Below are 13,498 nucleotides of genomic sequence, written 5' to 3'. Positions count from 1 at the left end.
CCGTGAAGACACTCGTCACCGGACTGTCCGGCTTCGTCGGCTCGCACTGCGCCGAGCAGTTTGCTTGCGTCGATCTCGAGCTCGATGGCCAGCCCGTCGATTTGCGCCGGGCGGGCGATGTCTGCGCGGCGCTCGACCAGATCCGCCCGCAACGGGTGATCCACCTGGCGGCGCAGAGTTCGGTGCCTGCCGCCTTTGACGATCCGGCCGGCACGCTGGATGTCAATCTCGGCGGCACGCTCAACCTGCTGTCCGCGCTGCGCAAGACGGGCTTCGACGGCCGGATGCTGTTCGTCGGTTCGGGCGACGTCTACGGCACGGTGCCCGAGAGCGAGCTGCCCGTCATCGAGGACCGCCCGCTGCGCCCACGCAACCCGTATGCGGTGAGCAAGGTGGCGGCCGAGGCGCTTTGCTATCAGTGGAGCCAGACGGGGCCCTTCGACATCGTGATCGCGCGTCCGTTCAACCACGTCGGGCCGCGGCAGGACCCGCGCTTCGCGGTGGCGAGTTTCGCGCAGCAACTGGTGCGCGTTCGCCGGGGGAAGGCGGCACCGCAACTGACAGTGGGCGACGTGGATGCAACCCGCGACTTCACCGACGTGCGCGACGTGGTGCGCGCCTATTCGCACCTGCTCGAGAGCGGTCGCAGCGGATCGACCTACAACGTGTGCTCGGGCGTGGAGCGAAGTTTGCGCAGCATCATCGAGACGCTGTCTGCGCTCACCGATACTGCCGTCGCGCTCACTGTGGCGTCGGACCGCCTGCGCCCGTCGGAACAGCGGCGAGTCCGGGGCAGCCACGAACGGCTGTCGCAAGACACCGGGTGGCAGCCGTCGATCGCATTCGAGCAGACGCTCGCCGACATCATCGAATACTGGGAACAGAAAGAAGCAGCATGAGCAAATCGGCATTCATCACGGGCATGACCGGCCAGGACGGCGCCTACCTCGGCAAGTTGCTTCTCGAGAAGGGCTACCGAGTCAGCGGCCTGCTCGCGCGCCGCTCGTCGGACACGTTGTGGCGGCTGCGCGAACTGGGCATCGAATCGGACGTCGCGCTGCTCGACGGTGACATCACCGACCAGTCGTCGCTGATCCGGATCGTGGAGCAGACGAAGGCCGACGAGATCTACAACCTGGCGGCGCAGAGCTTCGTCGGCACCTCATGGTCGCAACCGCTGCTGACCGGCAACGTGACCGGCCTGGGCGCGGTTCACGTTCTGGAGGCGGTGCGGATCGTCAACCCGACGGCCCGCTTCTACCAGGCGAGCACCAGCGAGATGTTCGGCAAGATCCAGGAGCCGATGCAGAGCGAGCAGACGCCGTTCTATCCGCGCAGTCCGTATGGCGCAGCCAAGCTCTACGCGCACTGGATGACGGTGAACTACCGCGAGAGTTTCGGGATGCACACCTCCAGCGGCATCCTGTTCAACCATGAATCGCCGCTGCGCGGCATCGAGTTCGTCACGCGCAAGGTGACCGATGCGGCGGCGCGCATCAAGCTGGGCCAGCAGCGCGAACTGCGGCTGGGCAACATCGACGTGAAGCGCGACTGGGGCTTCGCCGGCGACTATGTGAAGGCGATGTGGCTGATGCTGCAGCAGGACAAGGGCGACGATTTCGTGATCGCCACCGGACGCACGACGACCGTGCGGGAGATGTGCCGGATCGCCTTCGAGCATGTCGGGCTGAAGTATGAGGATCACGTCGTGATCGACCCCGCCCTGTTCCGCCCGGCGGAGGTCGACGTCCTGCTCGGCAATCCGGCGAAGGCGGCCGAGCGGCTGGGCTGGAAGGCGCAGACTTCGCTCGAGACGCTGATCCGGATGATGGTGGATGCGGACCTGGCACGGATCGGTGGTCAGTGATCGGCATGTCGCAAGCATGAGCAAGGACATTCGGCCCTTCGACCTGTCCATCGCGGCTGRCCGCGGCGCCGCGGCCGGGCACTGGTTGGTGGTCGGCAAAGGACCGTCCTCGTCGAAGTTCGAGCCTTCGCTTGCCCGGTCGCACAACGTCTTCGCACTGAACCATGCGATGGGCGGCATCGAAGCGCTGGTAGGACATGCCATCGACGTCGAAGTATTCGAGCACCTTTCGCCTGACGCACTCGAACGCGTCGAGTACCTCTGCGTTCCGTGGATCCCGCACGTCCGTCAGCATCGTCCGCTCTACGGCGGCAAGGTCTTCTTCGGCCCCGGCACGCAGACCCTGGCGGACTACTGTGACACCATTCCCGTCCTGAGGTCATACCGAAGCCAGGGGCGCCTTCTGTCGTACAACTTTTGCTCGGCGGCGCCATCGCGCAGGCTCCCGGGCCTGCCGTACGTCACGGGGTATTCGTTCAGCGCCGCGGTTGCGCTGCGCCTTCTCGCCCAATCCGGCGCGACCGAGGTGCGCACGCTTGGTGTGGACGGAGGCAATGCCTACGCCTCGGCATTCGGAGCCATTGCGGCCAAGACGAAGCTGCAGACGGCTCAGACGAGCTTCGACGAACAGTTCAAGGAAATGGCCGCCACGATGAAAGAGTTCAACACCGTCTCGGGCCCGATGGATGCCGGCATTCCTGCCCGGGTCTTTGTCGGCTGCATGCCGGAGCAGGATCTTGCGTATCGCGTCCTCGAGTACTCCATCCACCGTCACTCCAGCGTATCGGTCCGCGTGGAACGCCTGCACGACGCGATCGAGCAAAGCGGATTCGAGGTGCCGGTGCCACGAGATCCCCGCAACCAGGGCCGCACTCCGTTCTCGTTCCAGCGATTCGCGATTCCGGCGCTGTGCAACCATGAAGGGCGCGCCGTCTACGTCGACTCCGACATGCTGGTGCTGCGCGACCTGCGGTCGCTGTGGATGTTCGATATGCACGACCACCAGATGGTCTCGGCCGCGCAGCCGGCAGGCAGCGGACGGCGGCCTCAATTCAGCGTGATGCTGATCGACTGCGACCGCCTGCGCTGGAACGTCCGCGACGTGGTGAGCAAGCTCGACGCCGGTGAACTCAGCTACGAGCAGGTGATGTACGACATGGCAACGGTCCAGCGCTGGGCCGCGGATCTGCCGGAGACCTGGAACAGCCTGGAGCACTACGAGCCCGAGTCCACCTGCCTGGTGCACTTCACGGACATGGACGGCCAGCCCTGGTTGAATCCCCTGCATCCCCATTCGGCGCTGTGGTCGCGCTATCTGCTGGACGCCGTCAGGGAAGGTGCGATCAGCCGGACGCTGGTGGAGGAAGAGGTCAAGCGAGGGCATGTGCGCCCCAGCCTCCTGGCACAACTGGACCAGGACGAGGAAGACGCGCTGCGCCTTCCGTTCGCCACCCTCCGCCGCGACCTGACCGAGTTCTTCCCCCCCCATCGCCGTCAGGGCCGCCGGTTGTCGCGCATCAAGCATGAGCTCTATCGCACCCGGGCTCTCGTATCGCACGTCGTCGGCAAAGGGCTCGTCCAGCCGACCGTGCGTGCCGCGCGACGGTTTGCGTCGTCGCTCATTTCGGCCGCCACCCGATGAGCTCACCTGTCGTTTCGGTCCTGCTGTCCACCTACAACGGCGAGCGATATCTCGGCGCACAGCTCGCCTCGCTCTGGCAGCAGACCTTTCAGGATTTCGAGCTTGTCGTGCGAGACGACGGATCGAGCGACGGCACGCGTCAACTGGTGCAACAGGCGGCCGACGAGCACCCCGGCCGCGTTCGCATCCTGCCGGAAGACGGGCTCCGGCTGGGTCCCAAGGCCAGCTTCGGCAAGCTGCTCTCGCACGCCACCGCCCCCTACATCGCCTTCTGCGACCAGGACGACTCGTGGCTTCCCCACAAGCTTGAACGCCTGCTCGACGCCATCAAGGAGCAAGAGACTGGTGCCGCATCCGGCACGCCTGTGCTGGCCTGCAGCGATGTCCAGGTGACGGACGCGCAGCTGAATGTCACCGATGACTCGTATTTCGCCAAGCATCGGTTCAGCGTGTCCGACGGGCGCGATCTGGTGCTCCCCCGCATGCTGTTCCGCAACTACGCGATCGGCGCGACGACGATGATCAACAGGCCGCTTGCCGCTCACTGCATGCACATGCCGGATTCGGCCATCATGCACGACTGGTGGTGTGCGCTGGTGGCGTGCGCGATGGGACGCGCGGTCGTCGTCGCCGAACCGTTGATGCTCTACAGACAACACGGCGCCAACGCCGTGGGTTCGAGACGCCGAGCTGTTCCGCGCACCCTGGCGCAGGCGGGTGAGTACCTGAGCTGGTGCAGGGCCGCCAGCGCTCGTTGCATCGGGCAGGCCATCGCACTGCAGGGGGCCCTCGGCCACCAGCTGCACCCGGCCGAACGTGCCGTCCTGGACCGATTCGTTTCGTTCGCTTCGCAGTCGGCATGGCAACGTGCCCGCACGATCGCCACGACGCGAGCGTTCAAGCCAGGCGTGCTGCTGAACGGCCTGCATGTGTACGCCTGCATGACCGTGACGCTATGACATCGCTGGCAACCCGCCCGATCGCCCACGGCAGGCGCACAACGCGCCTGGAAACGGTGGCCTTCGTGCTGGCCTGCGTCTTTGCCGCCGAGATCATTCTGGGGGGCCCCGGCTACTGGATGGTGGGCGGCACGAGCATCAGGAAGCTGCTGTTCATGCTGAACCTGCTTGTCTTCGGGGCGCTGTGGCTCGGCGGGACGATCCGCCTCGGACGGGGCGGCATGACGCTGGCTGGGGCCCTTCTGTTGTTCATGTCGGTGTGGATCCTCCTCATACCGGCATGGCGGGATACGAGGCAGGTGTCGATGGCGTTCCAGGACGGTTCGCCATTGGCGACTGCGCTCCTCGGCCTCTTCTTCTTCGCGTTCTTCGAGCGCCGCCCGGCCATGTGGCAGACCTTCTGCCGCGTCGCCACGGTGTGCCTGTCGCTGGTTGCCGTCTTCAACATTGCGCTGTGGTGCCTCGGCATGACCGGCGAGGATGGCAACTTCCTGGCGCAGGCGATCGCGCTGTTCTATTTCACGTTGGGCAACATCGACCTGGATCCCCCGCTGTACGTCGGCATGATGGCCGATGGATTCTTCCGCGCCTTGTGGATCACCGGAACGCTCTATCTGCCTGCGCTGCTGTACTGCATTGCCGTCAGGCACTTCGCCGGCGTACTTCTGTTCAGCCTGGCGCTGCTCGCAACCTACACCCGGTCGCTCTGGCTCGCCGCCGCGCTGGGCCTGATCGTCGCCCAGGCGGTGAGCACACGGCGCGAGCGTTTCGTCGACGGGCGGGTGATCGCCGGCGCCTTGATCGCCGGATGCTTGCTCGTGGTGACCGTCGGCCTCCTGTCGTCCGGCGCAGACGAGGGATTGTTCGCGTTGTTCGGCAACCGCGTTGCTTCGACCTTCTCCGACAGCTCGGCAGAGCAGCGCTACGCGCAAGTCGGCCCGCTGCTCGATGCATGGCAGGATTCCCCCGTGATCGGGAAGGGATTCGGTGCGTCTGCCTCGCTGGTGCGATCGGAGGAGACACCGTTTTCCTATGAACTGACCGTTCTGGCCATGCTGATGAAGACGGGAGTCTTCGGGTTGCTGACCCTGGGCATCATCGTCATGGCCCTCTGGTTGCCTGCCCTGCTGCAGCGCAGTTCGCGCTCTCGCACTGCCTGCGCCGGCATGGGCGCCATCATGGCGTTCCTGGCGGCATCTGCAACGAACCCTTACCTCGTCAACTTTGTCGGCATGTCGGCGCTGTCCTTCATGTTCACGAAGCTCCATTTCGACCGTCTCACAACACAGCCATGAGCACCACACGTCCACCCGCCACATACTCGCGCAAAGACATCGCCGACGCGATTCTGTCGCGCCTGGACTCATCGACCGTCGAGGAACTGCGCAACCAGTTCGCCTCCAATCCGGTCATCCAATGGTTTGCGGTCGATGACCTGCTCCCGGTCGACATGGCCCACACCATCCGCCGTTCCTTCCCGCAACCGGGCGACATGCGCGAACGCAAGACGCTTCGCGAGCACAAGCATGTGGCCGCGCAGATGGACCGCCACGATGCCCAAGGCGAGGAGGCGCTGTTTGCGTTCCAGGAGCCGCAGGTTCTCGCCGTCGTGGCACAGATCACCGGGCTGCGTTCGCTGACCCCGGACCCCGCGCTCTACGCAGGCGGATTGAGCCTGATGACGCGGGGCCACTTTCTCAATCCGCATCTGGACAATTCGCACAACAACGACCGCACGCTCTATCGCGCACTGAATCTCCTTTACTACGCTTCGCCCGACTGGACCGAAGACAGCGGGGGGCATCTGGAACTGTGGCCCGCCGGGGTACGCGGTACGCCCATCACGGTGCACAGCGCGTTCAACCGCTTGGTGGTCATGACGACGGGGCCGCAATCCTGGCACTCGGTCTGTGCTGTTCGCAGCGACCAGGCACGCTGCTGCGTCTCGAACTACTACTTCAGCCCGGATCCCATCGGTGGCAAGGACTATTTCCGAGTCACCAGTTTTCGCGGCCGCCCCGAGCAACCTCTTCGGGACCTGATGCTGCGTGTCGACGGCACGCTTCGACAGGCCGTGCGGAAGATTCGCCCGAAGGGCCTGGTGCAGACCACGCACATCTACCGTCGCCCGGACGGCCGTGATCGGTGAGCGCGATCACCGTCTCCATCGTCAGCCATGGCCACGGCCGACTTCTGGACTCGCTGCTGCAGGATCTCGATCGATGCGAGAGCCTGCGCGGAGCGAAGGTGATCGTCACGATGAACCTGGGCGAGGAGCCGTTCCAGCCACGCTCACACCACCACATCAGCGTGGTGATGGTGCGCAACGCTGCCCCGCAGGGGTTCGGCGCCAACCACAATGCCGCATTCGCCCACTGCGATGGCCGCTGGTTTGCGGTGCTGAACCCCGACCTGCGCATTCCCAAGGACCACGATCCATTCAGGGAATTGCTCGAGCGGGCCGAGCGGGACGACAAGCTGGCGCTCGCGGTCCCCGTCGTCCTGAACTCGCGTGGAGGCACCGAGGATTCCGTGCGCTCCAACCTCACGCCGGCGTCGGTCTTCGCACGCCGGCTCGCCGGCCCTCGAGCTGCGCCGGTCCGCGCTGACGCTTTCCGCTGGTTTGCCGGGATGTGCATGCTCTTCAGGAGCACGGCCTTCCGCGCAGCAGGCGGCTTCGACGATCGCTACTTTCTGTATTGTGAGGACTACGACATCTGCGCGCGCCTTCACCTGTCCGGCCACGCCCTGGCTCAGGTCGCGACCGCGCGAGTGATACACGACGCACAACGCGACAGCCACCGGTCCCGCAAGCACCTGAACTGGCATCTGCGCAGCCTGTTGCGCGTCTGGACCTCGCTGCCGTTCTGGAAGATTCTGCTGAATGTCCGGCCATCCGGCACAGTTCATCGCTGAATCTGCCATCTGACAGGGCATGCCGGCATGTGGATTGCAGGCCAGAAGCAGGCGACAATCGCGGCCCTTCCCAGGCCATCCGTGACTTGCGACAGAAGCCAGCAAGAGGCTGGTGCGGGCCCTCAGTCAAAACCATGACCTACTTTGCCGTCTGCTTTCTGGTTGGCCTGCTGGCCACCTTGTTCCTGGTGYGTTCCGCGGTTCGACATGGCCGCCTGTCCGCCGACCACGACCTGAAGGGCCCGCAGAAGTTTCACACGCGCCCTGTGCCGCGCGTTGGGGGCATCGGGGTGATGGCAGCCCTGCTGGCCGGGACGGTCATCGCGCAGGTGGTCGAGTCGCCCGCGGCAGGCAGTCTCTGGCTGCTCTTGATCTGCAGCCTTCCGGCCTTTGCGGCCGGCATTGCGGAGGACCTCACGAAGCGCGTCTCCCCGCGGCGAAGGCTGCTGGCGACCGCGGCGTCTGCGGCGCTCGGGATCGCCATGCTGGACTCCGTGATCGACCGCACGGCAATCCCTGGCGTCGACCAGATGGTCCAGTGGGCCGCCTTCTCGTGGCTGCTGACCATCCTCGTCATTGCGGGCGTCGCCAACGCAGTGAACATCATCGACGGCTTCAACGGCCTCGCATCGATGTGCGTGCTCATGATGATCCTGGCCCTTGGCTACGTCGCCTTCCAGGTACAGGACGTCTTCATCTTCACCGCAGCATGGATCACGGCCGGCGCGATTCTGGGCTTCTTTGTCTGGAATTTCCCCGCCGGCATGATTTTCCTCGGTGACGGAGGAGCGTACCTGCTGGGCTTCCTGCTCGGCGAACTGGGGATTCTGCTGGTTCACCGCAACGCATCGGTATCACCGATCTTTCCCCTGCTGCTGTGCGCCTACCCGGTGTTCGAGACGATCTTCACGATGTATCGGCGCAAGTTCGTGCGCGGCGTCGCGACGGGGGCTCCGGATGGCATCCATCTCCATACGCTGATCCACCGTCGCCTGATCCGCTGGACGCTCGAGAACAATCGGCAACGCCGCAGACTCACGAGGCGCAACTCAATGACCTCGCCCTACTTGTGGCTGCTGTGCCTGCTGTCCATCATCCCGAGCGTGCTGTGGTGGAACAGCAGTGCCATCCTCGGGTGGTTCCTGCTCGGCTTCGTGATCTTGTACGTGTGGCTGTACTCGCGCATCGTGCGTTTCAAGACGCCGCGCTGGATGGTGTTTCGCCGCACGAGGTAGGCTGCGAGGACCCGCCCGCCTCAGTCGGCCAGCCGGAACACGTCGATGTTCTCGCTCACCGTCGCAAAGGCTTTCGGCACCTCGCCTGCCACGATCAACGGCACCTTCGTGTCGACGAGATGCGGCGGCAACGGGCAGCCGTTCTGCCGGTACTGGCTGCTGCCGCACCAGACGGCGGAACGCAGGGGGTGGTCCGAGAACACGACGATCGTGTAGCGGCGATCGGGCTCTCGTGCCGCCCGGGCGGCGATGCGATCGACCAGGCGCACCGCACGCCCCAGGTTGGCGGCGTAGTGGCTGGCCAGTGCCCCCTGCCCCTCTCCGGGCGGGTGCGGCAGCGGCACGTGCGCAAACAGGAATCCCCCATCGCGCCACACCGGAGCGCGTGCTATCGCCTCCTCGACACCCGTCACGACGCTCAGCCAGGTGACGCCGCCCAGCTCGGCGCACTGCTTGTCGGCATCCGTGCCCGCCCAGGCCGCCACCAGCGCGGAACGGCGCAACGCCGCGCAACGCCAGCGCGCCACATCGAATGCCGGGGAGCTGGGCGAGAAGTGCGCGCAGCTGCGCAAACCACGCATCGCGCAGTACGGCTCATAGAAGCCGACCACGTCGACGTCGGGCCGGCTGGCGACCACCTTCGAGAAATCCAGCACCTGGGCACCGCTGCAGACGGTCTGCAGGCCGCACGGCTTGGCATCCGGGAATCGCCGGCCCGTGAACATTGCCGGCACGACCTTTGCCGTCCCGTCACCCACCGGCTGCAGCGACTTCATGGTCACCCCGCGTCCCGCCTTCGCGAGGGCTTCGACCACCGGGCCGGCCGCGCTGGCATTCAATTCGTCAAGCAGCAGGAACACCGTGACGTCGCGCGCGCCCGACGGTCCACCGTGTGCTTGCGGCCATGAGATCGTGGGCGCACTCAGCGCCGCAATCACCGGCTGGCTGGCCACGAACAGGAAGGCAGTCGCGCTGAGCGCACGTCGACACGCCGACCAACGCTTCGCATCCGCTCGCAGCGCATACCAGGCACCTGCGACGAAGACTGCAAAGACCGCGCCGTGAACCAGGGTTCGGTGACCTCCCGACACGCCCGCCAGCCAGGCAATCGCGACGTCGCCGACCAGGTCGAACCACACGGCCAGCGCGATGAAGACGGCAACGCGCCCGACCAGCCGATGCCGTGCCGGATCGACCCGCCGCCCGAGGAAGGACAACGCCAACAGCATGCCGATCCAGATCAGCGCCAGCAGCAACAGCCGCGGCAGTTCGGCGAACATCCGGTAGTACAGCTCGCGCAAGGCAAGTTCGAGCGCCACGGACGACAGCACCACGCAGGCAGCGATCACATCCTTCGTGTCGATCCGGGAATGGATCTGGTTCATTCGGCGGCCCGGCGCAACAGGGCGAGCGTGCGACCGGCCGGAGCCAGGTCAACTTCCGCCTCGATCCGCAGGCCCGCAGCCCGGAATGCGGCACGCTGCCGCTCGATGGAGAACTCCGCCGGCTGGCGTTGGCGCTGATTGCACAGCGACACCAGCTGCGGATCGGATGCATCGATCAGCTCGACGATCAACGCATCGCGCGTGCAGCCGGCCGCGAAGGCTGCCACTTCATCCAGCGGCACCGCCGCGCCGATGGCGAGGTGATGCACCAGTGCCAGCATCATCACCAGGTCGAAGCGGCCAGCCAGGCGCTGCGCAAGGCCCGGGTGCTCGCTGCCGGCCCAGCCGCGACCGGCACCGATGTCGTCCAGGCGCGCGACCAGCGGGTACAGGCGCGTGCCGGCAGGCGTCTCGCGGTACAGCCGTTCGATGCTGTCGTGATCGGCGTCCAGCGCCACCACTTGCGCCCCTTGCTGCGCGGCCATGCGCGAGAACTCGCCGGTGTTGCAACCCATGTCCAGCACCCACCCGGGCGCCACGCGCGAGACCCAGCCGGCGACCGTGTCGCGCTTGCGCTGCAGGCTGTCGCCGCCGTAGTGCGGGCGGTCCTGCTCGTAGCCGGCCCAACCGGCCGCAGCCGCGCCGCGCAAGGGCCTCGGCGCCACGCCGGCCAGCATCCATTCGAGTGCCGAATGCAGCCCATTGCGGAACGACACGGTGCCGGCACGCGCCTGCACATCGGGCTGCGGCGCCTCGGCCAGCGCCGAATGCCGGGGCGCGCCCGCTGCCGCTTCGCCCAGCAGCAGCGAGCCGTAGCGGGTCAAGTACAGGCCGCGGCCGAACAGGCGGCGCGCCGCCGATGCGGCCATGCCGTCGCGCCACATCGCGAACACCTCGTGGCCGTGCAGGCCGCGGCGCCGCGATGCCAGCAGCGGAAACAGAAAATGCCGCGCGTACTGGCCCATCGCCCACCACTTGCGCTCGGCCAGCGGTACGAACGACAGCAGGTCGCAGAAGACCGGCCGGCAGCCGTCGAACAGCACATTCCAGGCCGATGCATCCTTCAGGTCGAAGCCCGCGGACACGGCGTCGCGCTGCATCGCAAGCGTCAGCGCCGCCGCATCGTGCAACTGTGCATCGCACCATTCGGTGGGCTGCGTCACGAACGGCAGGCGCGGCGACGCCAGCGTGGTGTCATCCTGCCACTCGAAAGCGACCAGCCGCCGCTCGGCAACCCAGCGGGCTGCCAGCGAGGAACGAAGGAAATGGTCGTCCGGCAGCGCGCGCACCAGCGTGCGCAGCACCCGCTCGCCCTCGAAGCGGATGCGACCCTGCGGATCCCTCATTTGCCGCGCAGCCGCTCGATCAGTCGCTTCAGCGTCTGCCAGGGACTGCGCGCGAACACGATGACCGCGCCGATCGCGGCGATCAGGCCTTGCCACAACAGCATCCCGCTGCCGGGGTCGACATAAGCGAAAGCCGTGGCGGGCAGACAGCAGGCCAGCACAGCCAGAAGCAGAAGGCGGTTCTTCACGGCAAACGGGTTCCCTGGGATCAAGCACCGGATTGTCGCCGTTTTGTCACACGACCCCAAGCGAGTCAGTCGGGACGGTTGTATTCGGGCACCAGTTCCTGCAGCATGCGGCGGCATTCGGACGGTGGCGTCGCCGTGGACGCGTTGCCGAGGAAGGTGCGCAGCCGCTCGAGCCAGACGCCACTGGCCGGCTCCTGCAACTGTGCCACCCGAAGACGCGGGTGCGCGGACGCAAGCGTCGCATCCGCATCCGCCAGCAGTTCCTCGAACAACTTTTCGCCGGGCCGCAGGCCGGTGAACACGATCGGGATCTCGCCGTCGCGGTGCCCCGACAGCCGGATCAGGTCGCGCGCCAGGTCGACGATGCGCACCGGCTCACCCATGTCCAGCACGTAAACCTGGCCGCTTTCGGCGAGCGCCGCGGCCTGCAGCACCAGCCGTGCAGCCTCGGGAATGGTCATGAAATAGCGCGTGATGTCCGGGTGGGTGACGGTGACCGGCCCGCCCTTGGCAATCTGCTCCTTGAACTTCGGGATCACGCTGCCGCTCGACCCCAGCACGTTGCCGAAGCGCACGGCCGCGAAGGTCGTCCTCAGGCCCTGGGTCGACAGGTGTGACAGCGCCATCTCAGCGGCCCGCTTGCTGGCCCCCATCACGTTGGTCGGGTTGACGGCCTTGTCGGTCGAGATGAGCACGAAGCGCTCCGCCCCGGCTTCTGCCGCGGCGCTGGCCGCCTGCAGTGTGCCCAACGTGTTGTTGTGCAGGGCCATCCACGCGTTCTCGTCCTCCATCAGCGGGACGTGCTTGTAGGCCGCCGCATGCAGCACCAGCTGCGGCCGCCAGGTGTTGCAGGCGTGCCCGATCTGCTCGCGGCTCTTCACGTCGCCGATCAGGCGCACCAGCGGCAGGTGGGGATGCAGTTCGCTGAGCTGCTGCTCGATCTGGTACAGCGCCAGTTCGCTGAGCTCGAAGAGCACCATGCGTGCCGGCCCGTAGCGGGCCACCTGCCGGCACAACTCGGAACCGATCGAGCCGCCGGCGCCCGTCACCAGCACCGTCTTGCCCGAGATCAGGCCGGMGACGCCCGCCTCGTCCAGCAGCACGGGTTCGCGGCCGAGCAGGTCTTCGGGCTCGATGCTGCGCACGCGCTCGATGTGCGCGCTGCCGTCCTGCAGCTCGCTGGCCGACGGCACCATCAGCACCGGCAGCGCGGTCGACGAGGCCAGTTCGATGGCGCGGCGGCGCTGCGCTGCCGTGGCACCGGGCAGCGCGACGATCACGTGCGTGGCACCGGCGCGCAACTCGTCGCGCGCCAGATCCTGCAGCGTGCCCAGCACCGGCACGCCGCCGATGCGCGCGCCCCGCTTGGCCGGGTCGTCGTCGAGCAAGCCCATCACGATCCAACCTTGATGGTGTATCGTCGCCAGCAGCCGCTTCGCCGCTTCGCCGGCCCCGATCACCAGCGCGCGCCGCACGTCCGTGTCTCCCCCGGTGATCTGCGCACGTGCGTGCTCGTACAGCATCCGGTAGGCCACCCGCACCATGCACAGCCCGATCAGCGACACGAACGGGTGCAGCGCCAGCACCGCCCGCGGCACCTCGGCCAGGTGCGCCATCAGCACGACGGCAGCACTCAGCAAGCCGCTGACCCCGCAGGCGAGCGTGAGCCGCTTGACCTCTCCGAAGCCCGAGAACCGCCACATGCCGCGCGGAATGCCGGCCGCCGCGAACACGGCCAGGTAGGTGGCCACCACGGCCGCCATGACCCAGCCGTCGTACGAAGGCCGCGCATGCATCCAGCGCTCGAAGCCGAGGCGGAACAAGTAGGTGGCATTCCAGCAGAGGGCGACGATCACGCCGTCGATCAGCAGCGACAAGGGCCGGCGGTGCGGGCGCACGCGCGCGAGCGCGAGGTCGAGGCGGTGCCAGAGGGAAAGATGGGTCGTCATGGGCAGCCGTA

The 13,498-nt window shown here is 66.7% G+C and carries 12 protein-coding genes; 8 read left to right on the top strand and 4 right to left on the bottom strand.

Annotated elements, in window-relative coordinates; all coding sequences use genetic code 11:
- Positions 1 to 2 precede the first annotated feature (2 nt).
- The 8 genes from AC1DYN_RS02390 to AC1DYN_RS02355 all read left to right on the top strand — a co-directional run bounded on the left by AC1DYN_RS02390 (position 3) and on the right by AC1DYN_RS02355 (position 8,619).
- Entirely contained in the window at positions 3 to 899 is an 897-nt protein-coding gene (locus tag AC1DYN_RS02390; RefSeq protein ID WP_477957499.1) for a GDP-mannose 4,6-dehydratase, read from the top strand.
- Entirely contained in the window at positions 896 to 1,867 is a 972-nt protein-coding gene (gene gmd / locus AC1DYN_RS02385) for a GDP-mannose 4,6-dehydratase (RefSeq protein ID WP_477957498.1), read from the top strand. The genes AC1DYN_RS02390 and gmd overlap by 4 nt, the downstream gene beginning before the upstream one ends.
- A gap of 16 nt (positions 1,868 to 1,883) precedes the next feature.
- Positions 1,884 to 3,509: a hypothetical protein gene (locus tag AC1DYN_RS02380; protein WP_477957497.1), complete on the top strand. Its 1,626-nt coding sequence runs from the start codon at positions 1,884 to 1,886 to the stop codon at positions 3,507 to 3,509.
- Entirely contained in the window at positions 3,506 to 4,468 is a 963-nt protein-coding gene (locus AC1DYN_RS02375; protein WP_477957496.1) for a glycosyltransferase family 2 protein, read from the top strand. The genes AC1DYN_RS02380 and AC1DYN_RS02375 overlap by 4 nt, the downstream gene beginning before the upstream one ends.
- On the top strand, positions 4,465 to 5,763 hold the full coding sequence (locus AC1DYN_RS02370; protein ID WP_477957495.1) for an O-antigen ligase family protein: 1,299 nt from the start codon (positions 4,465 to 4,467) through the stop codon (positions 5,761 to 5,763). Before AC1DYN_RS02375 ends, AC1DYN_RS02370 begins: the two co-directional genes overlap by 4 nt.
- A complete protein-coding gene (locus AC1DYN_RS02365; RefSeq protein WP_477957494.1) occupies positions 5,760 to 6,617 on the top strand; it encodes a 2OG-Fe(II) oxygenase in 858 nt (285 codons plus the stop codon). Before AC1DYN_RS02370 ends, AC1DYN_RS02365 begins: the two co-directional genes overlap by 4 nt.
- Positions 6,614 to 7,384 carry a glycosyltransferase gene (locus AC1DYN_RS02360; protein ID WP_477957493.1) on the top strand — a complete coding sequence of 257 codons (771 nt, stop codon included), beginning with the start codon at positions 6,614 to 6,616 and terminating at the stop codon, positions 7,382 to 7,384. Before AC1DYN_RS02365 ends, AC1DYN_RS02360 begins: the two co-directional genes overlap by 4 nt.
- Before the next feature lie 134 nt (positions 7,385 to 7,518).
- The gene (locus AC1DYN_RS02355) at positions 7,519 to 8,619 is read left to right on the top strand and encodes an MraY family glycosyltransferase (protein WP_477957492.1); all 1,101 of its coding nucleotides are present in this window, start codon (positions 7,519 to 7,521) and stop codon (positions 8,617 to 8,619) included.
- Positions 8,620 to 8,639: 20 nt separating this feature from the next.
- Here AC1DYN_RS02355 and AC1DYN_RS02350 read toward each other — a convergent pair whose 3' ends face one another.
- From AC1DYN_RS02350 to AC1DYN_RS02335, 4 genes are all read right to left on the bottom strand, one after another.
- The gene (locus AC1DYN_RS02350; RefSeq protein ID WP_477957491.1) at positions 8,640 to 10,004 is read right to left on the bottom strand and encodes a hypothetical protein; all 1,365 of its coding nucleotides are present in this window, start codon (positions 10,002 to 10,004) and stop codon (positions 8,640 to 8,642) included.
- Entirely contained in the window at positions 10,001 to 11,350 is a 1,350-nt protein-coding gene (locus tag AC1DYN_RS02345; RefSeq protein WP_477957490.1) for a class I SAM-dependent methyltransferase, read from the bottom strand. The genes AC1DYN_RS02350 and AC1DYN_RS02345 overlap by 4 nt, the downstream gene beginning before the upstream one ends.
- Positions 11,347 to 11,538, bottom strand: a complete 192-nt coding sequence (locus AC1DYN_RS02340; RefSeq protein ID WP_477957489.1) for a hypothetical protein — start codon at positions 11,536 to 11,538, stop codon at positions 11,347 to 11,349. The genes AC1DYN_RS02345 and AC1DYN_RS02340 overlap by 4 nt, the downstream gene beginning before the upstream one ends.
- A gap of 65 nt (positions 11,539 to 11,603) precedes the next feature.
- Positions 11,604 to 13,487 (bottom strand): polysaccharide biosynthesis protein, encoded by a 1,884-nt coding sequence (locus tag AC1DYN_RS02335; protein WP_477957488.1) that lies wholly within the window; start codon positions 13,485 to 13,487, stop codon positions 11,604 to 11,606.
- Positions 13,488 to 13,498 lie beyond the last annotated feature (11 nt).

Source organism: Rhizobacter sp. P2_D12 (genome assembly GCF_056404395.1).
The sequence above is the reverse complement of the archived record's forward strand: the minus strand, read 5'-3'. Positions and strand labels throughout refer to the sequence as shown.

Excerpts from the sequence above, each read along its gene's own strand:
- gmd (WP_477957498.1), top strand. The coding sequence starts at position 896 with ATGAGCAAATCGGCATTCATCACGGGCATGACCGGCCAGGACGGCGCC.
- AC1DYN_RS02375 (WP_477957496.1), top strand. The coding sequence starts at position 3,506 with ATGAGCTCACCTGTCGTTTCGGTCCTGCTGTCCACCTACAACGGCGAG.
- AC1DYN_RS02370 (WP_477957495.1), top strand. The coding sequence starts at position 4,465 with ATGACATCGCTGGCAACCCGCCCGATCGCCCACGGCAGGCGCACAACG.
- AC1DYN_RS02365 (WP_477957494.1), top strand. The coding sequence starts at position 5,760 with ATGAGCACCACACGTCCACCCGCCACATACTCGCGCAAAGACATCGCC.
- AC1DYN_RS02350 (WP_477957491.1), bottom strand. The coding sequence starts at position 10,004 with ATGAACCAGATCCATTCCCGGATCGACACGAAGGATGTGATCGCTGCC.
- AC1DYN_RS02345 (WP_477957490.1), bottom strand. The coding sequence starts at position 11,350 with ATGAGGGATCCGCAGGGTCGCATCCGCTTCGAGGGCGAGCGGGTGCTG.